The sequence below is a fragment of the Syntrophorhabdales bacterium genome (genome assembly GCA_035541455.1).
Taxonomy (GTDB): Bacteria; Desulfobacterota; Syntrophorhabdia; order Syntrophorhabdales; family WCHB1-27; genus JADGQN01.
Window position 1 is genome coordinate 1 of sequence record DATKNH010000098.1, and the last position, 4,795, is coordinate 4,795.

At 52.9% G+C, this 4,795-nt stretch carries 5 protein-coding genes; all 5 read right to left on the reverse strand.

Features of this window, described 5'->3' with window-relative positions:
- A partial coding sequence (locus tag VMT71_10345) for a DsbA family protein (GenBank protein ID HVN24358.1) occupies positions 1–356 on the reverse strand: 356 nt, incomplete at its 3' end.
- A 36-nt stretch (positions 357–392) separates the two neighbouring features.
- The gene (locus tag VMT71_10350; protein HVN24359.1) at positions 393–818 is read right to left on the reverse strand and encodes a hypothetical protein; all 426 of its coding nucleotides are present in this window, start codon (positions 816–818) and stop codon (positions 393–395) included.
- 70 nt (positions 819–888) lie between these two features.
- Positions 889–2,220 (reverse strand): sigma-54 dependent transcriptional regulator, encoded by a 1,332-nt coding sequence (locus VMT71_10355; GenBank protein ID HVN24360.1) that lies wholly within the window; start codon positions 2,218–2,220, stop codon positions 889–891.
- Between the two features lie 612 nt (positions 2,221–2,832).
- Positions 2,833–3,807, reverse strand: a complete 975-nt coding sequence (locus VMT71_10360; GenBank protein HVN24361.1) for a hypothetical protein — start codon at positions 3,805–3,807, stop codon at positions 2,833–2,835.
- A 489-nt stretch (positions 3,808–4,296) separates the two neighbouring features.
- A partial coding sequence (locus VMT71_10365; protein HVN24362.1) for a transposase occupies positions 4,297–4,795 on the reverse strand: 499 nt, incomplete at its 5' end.

The window sequence follows — 4,795 nt, forward strand, 5'->3', positions numbered from 1 at the left end:
CCGGCGAGGCTACGCTGATTGAGCAGCTTCCCGTTAACGTAGATAGCAGGCGTGCCCGGAACCTTAACCTGCGTGGCCTGCGCTGTGTCCGCATCGATTTGGGACGCGATGGCCGCGTCCTTCTGGCTCTCGGCGAACTTCTCCATGTCCAGGCCGATCTCCTTGGCGATCTCTACCATCTTAGCATCGCTCAGCTGTTCCTGATTTGCAAAGAGCCTACTGTGCATCTCCCAGAACTTCCCCTGTTTTGAGGCTGCAAGGGCGGCGATCGCAGCCTTCCGCGCGTATTGGTGCATCTCCGACAGGGGGAACTGCTTGATCACGAGTTTGACCTCTTTGGGGTATTTCTCCAGCACCTGCTGGAGGAGGGGTTCAACCCCCTTGCAGTACGGTCACTGGTAGTCGTCGAAAACGACAAGGGTGACGGCTGCATCCTTTGGGCCTTTGAAGGGCGCATTCATCACATCGATCTTGTAGACCGGCTGGAGCATGACGATCTGGACGGTTTTCTTCGCGCTGCTGGAAATGCTAATCACATTCGTCCTTGGTACGGCGGCGATACGATCAAAGTTTTTGTCCACGGCGATTTGGTCCGTAACCTTTCCCTCCTGGACCGAATAGGTATGGAGCTCACCGGGAGTAAGGATAAATATCCATTGCCCATCGAGGGACGGAGCCACATCCAACGGCGCAGACTTCAGGTCTATGGTCTTGAGCACCGACCATTCCATAGCCGCTTCGAGGCTCCGTGCAAACATGGTTAAGCCTCCCATGAACATGAAGAGCAAAGACAGTAGTACCGCTTTCTTCTTCCGCATACGCACCTCTCCTGTAAAAGAATAGAGGGAATCCGCCCCCCCATGCGCCGATTCTATGGCTCGGCCACCTTCATCCCTTCTTTCTTACAAGAGTCCTGCCACTGACGTCTTGACTCCCAATACTTGACTGATCAAACCGGGAACTCCCGGGAACCATTAGGCAAGACCGGCCAGTTTGAAGAAATTCCAGCCCGTACTCCTTGACCTTCCGGTACAGGGTTGAATAATCAATACCGAGGGCTTTGCAGGTCGTCGCTTTATTCCCGTACGACTGTTGATATACCCGCCAGATGATCCTCTTATCCACCATCATTCCGAGCTTCTCGTGGAGGGCAGCCAGTGGCAGCCCTTCCCTGAGTGCATGCTCCAGCAACGCGTCGAGCGACGTGAGCTGATGCTGCTGAGTGTCAACGAGCAGGTGCTCTGGTTCTATCACGTCGTCTGCGAACAAGGTGGCCTTCCTGATCATGTTCTTCAGTTCACGGACGTTGCCGTTCCATGCGCACCCCGAAAGGAAATCCATTGCCGCCTGCGAAAATCCGAACACGTGCTTTCCCAGTTCAGTGTTCGCCATGAGGAGGAACTTTGCCGCGAGGTAGCAGAGATCATCGCCGCGTTCTTTGAGGGGAGGCATCTTGATCTCAAACTCATTCAAGCGGTAGAAGAGGTCCTCCCTGAACTGAAGCCGCCGAACCTGCTCCATCAGGTCGGCGTTGGTAGCACTGAGGACCCGCACGTTCAGCCGTATGGCGCCTACCCCGCCCACAGAGTTCACCAGGCGTTCTTCAAGGAAACCAAGGAGCCTCGTCTGCATCTCCAGGCTTAAATTGCCGATCTCGTCGAGAAAAATGGTGCCCCCGTTTGCCAATTGAAAGCGACCGGGCTTGCTGCGGAAGGCCCCGGTGAAGGAACCCTTTTCATGACCGAACAGCTCACTTTCAATGAGCGTTGGAGGGATGGCGCCACAATCCACCCTGATGAAGGGCTTATCCTTTCTCTTGCTCAGCTCGTGCAGGATGCGTGCGGTAACCCCCTTGCCCGTACCCGTTTTGCCCTGGATCAGCACGGACAGGTTGGTCTTTGCCACACTACGTACTTTATCGACTATCTCACGGGCCCTCTGGCCGTACCCGAGGATTGCTTCCACGGCACCATCCTTGTGCAGTTGCTCCTCAATCGCACGGGAAAAGAGGGCAGCATCGAGCAACCCTGCAGCCCGTCTCTCCGGGCCACGGTAGCCGACTTCATTTCTCGTCCTCTGATCTTCATCAATAGTCATCCAGCCGTTTGACCGTCGGAGGTGCAGAACTTTGCGTTCCCTGATCAGTTCTTTGAGAGTGTTCTTCAGGACAAGGCACGGATCGGCGCTCTCGCTTTTCACTGGAACCAGAAGCTCGTTCATTGACCTCCTTACAGTGACGTTTTATAAGAATGCACTTCTGCGAAGCTATAGGGTAGGCGAGAAAGCTTCAGGAGGCAATAGCCCAAACGGCTATTTTATGCCGGCACCGGTCTTAATGCTTTTTCACGGTAGCTACGGTACCGGGATGGTGTACCAATTACTGATGATCAGAATTGGTACACCATTGCCACAGCCGATGGGTGATAGTTAAACGCACACTGAGCCGGATAACTGCCTTTCTTCCATCAATTAGATCAGTTCACGGTATACCGGGAAGGGTGAATCTGTGTTCCACCTACAAGTCTTGTATTGAGGTTATCTGCTGAAGTGAACATTACGACATGAAATAGTATAAAAGAGGCAGAGCGATTGCTGGCGAGCCGATCGCTTAACGTGTTGAAGAAATGAGAAAAGGCCTTGAGCCACAAAGGTTCTCGGCCTTTTTCTTTCGGAAAAAATCTTTTCAAACCAAGTGACAGGTTTTCTGGCCGACGAAACGGCGCCGATCAACAGTTTTGCGGCATTTTCAGCACAAGGGTAAATCTATTTTCAACACGTTAAGCGATCGGCTCGCGATTGCTGGCCCTGCCCCTTGCTGAAATTGTCCCGGATCTAGTTCTTGCCTTGGTCATGGGGCACGAGAATCGTCACGTTCGAGGTGCTTGCGTTTCCCCAATGGTTAGTGGCTGTGACGGTAATTGTGTACTGCCTCCCATTTTTATCATTGCCGTCCCTGGCAGCCTGAAGGCTCAAGGAGATAACCCCCGTTTCCTGATTGATCACCGGCGTGGTCCAGAAACCCGAGCCTGTTTCGTTGCAGACAATCTTGGCAGAGAGCACCACCGGCATGCCGCTCTTATCGCTCGCATTGGCCTGAATCGTAATGGGGACCATCTGCTGGTTCGGTGGCCACAGGATTGTCTGACTGGCGACCGGAGACAGGGTTGGCACGGGGGCTGTGGTTCCGAAGGACCCGGGGTTTGGCATGTAGTCGAGGGTAGTGCTGATTGCATTACTGCTCGTCAGCTTATTAACCTGGAATTTAAAATTGAAAGTACCGACGCTGGCTCCCCTGAAATCTGACAATGGAATGGTCACTGTGGCAATGCCGACGCTGGGGTCATCCGCCGAGACAGAATACGTGGCAGAAAGGTTCCTATCGACTGCGAACCAGTCGCCTTCTGCCGCCCGGTACCGGTACAGGCCGTACCCTGGGAAGACCGAAGAGCCCCCCCACGCTACGAAATAATCCATGCCGAAAATGGTGCTGTCGGTGTCGTCGGCGTTAATGCCGGGGTGTCCGGTACTCGGATTTCGGTCAAGATCTATGCCCGCGTATATGTACGCCGCTCGCCAGTTCTCTGAACTGAAGGTTCCCGGTGCAAACGTGGTGCTGAAGATCAGGTTCCCTCCCGTGACCCGCGCTGTCCCCGAAGCAAAATCGTACGCCCTACCCGCGCGGTTACGGGGATCGTTGTCGCCGATCGCATCAGTCACCGATCCGTAGTAGTCAGCGAATGACAGTCCCGAGCCACATAGAACAAAAACAAGTCCTATCACAAAGTAAGCAATCTTTCTGGTGTACATGGTGTGCTCCCTTTTCTGTGCCAGAGCATCATGGAAACTCGGCGTCGCCTTGCTACTCTGGCCTTTTTACTCGCACCGAACTTGGCCGATAAGCAGTAGTCTCCGGTGGATACTCGTATTGTAAGCCTCAAGGAAATGAACTGGGCTATTACCGCGAGTAATTTTCATAAACGCGACCAAAGAAGCAAGAAGTGTGCCAGAAGGGCATGCGGCAAGAGTGAGGAAATAGACATTATCCAGTAGCCTAGCCCTCTCGACAGGACAGTTTGGAATCTTCTTATTGGCCTTCTGCGTCAGTCTTCTCTGGAAATAGCTTTTTGTATTGCAGGCGTGCCACATATGCATTCCACAGAATCGGGCGATCTCTTTCTTCAGCCAGCGATAGCAGAGCAAACGATAGTTCTTCCACAGGGCCTAACTTCGCCATTGCGATGCGTAACAATGATCATCGAGGTAAATGGGTGCGGTGAGGATTACGGTCAACTATCTTCACTTCCCGCCCTCCTTAAAGTATGTCTGATGAACGAGCATTGAGAACATTACCCGGATCAACTTATGCGCAGTGGCCAGCACGGCCATCTTGTACGGTGATCCCTCTCGCCTTCTCTTGTAGAAGTAGGTTCTGAAGAGATCGTTCGAGAAGATGACACATTTCGCCATAATCCAGATAACTCTTCTCAAATGTCGGTTGCCTCTCTTGCTGATCTTACTTTTCCCCTCGTATGTACCTGATTGATACGTTGAGGGATCGAGGCCGGCAGCGGCTATGAGCTTTTTGTCATTTTTGTAGAGGCGAATATCGCCTCCCATCTCAATAAGGAACTGTAGTGCGGTGGATGCTCCGATACCTCGTAGCGAGGTCAGGATCTCGATGTCCTTCTTCATCTTCTCCGTACAAAGGCTCATAAGCAGCTTCGTCACTTCCTTGATCTGTTCTTCAATATAGAGGAGCTGCGCAGCATCCTGCTTCAAGACGAGTTCCTTCGCT

Excerpts from the sequence above, each read along its gene's own strand:
- VMT71_10350 (HVN24359.1), bottom strand. The coding sequence starts at position 818 with ATGCGGAAGAAGAAAGCGGTACTACTGTCTTTGCTCTTCATGTTCATG.
- VMT71_10355 (HVN24360.1), bottom strand. The coding sequence starts at position 2,220 with ATGAACGAGCTTCTGGTTCCAGTGAAAAGCGAGAGCGCCGATCCGTGC.
- VMT71_10360 (HVN24361.1), bottom strand. The coding sequence starts at position 3,807 with ATGTACACCAGAAAGATTGCTTACTTTGTGATAGGACTTGTTTTTGTT.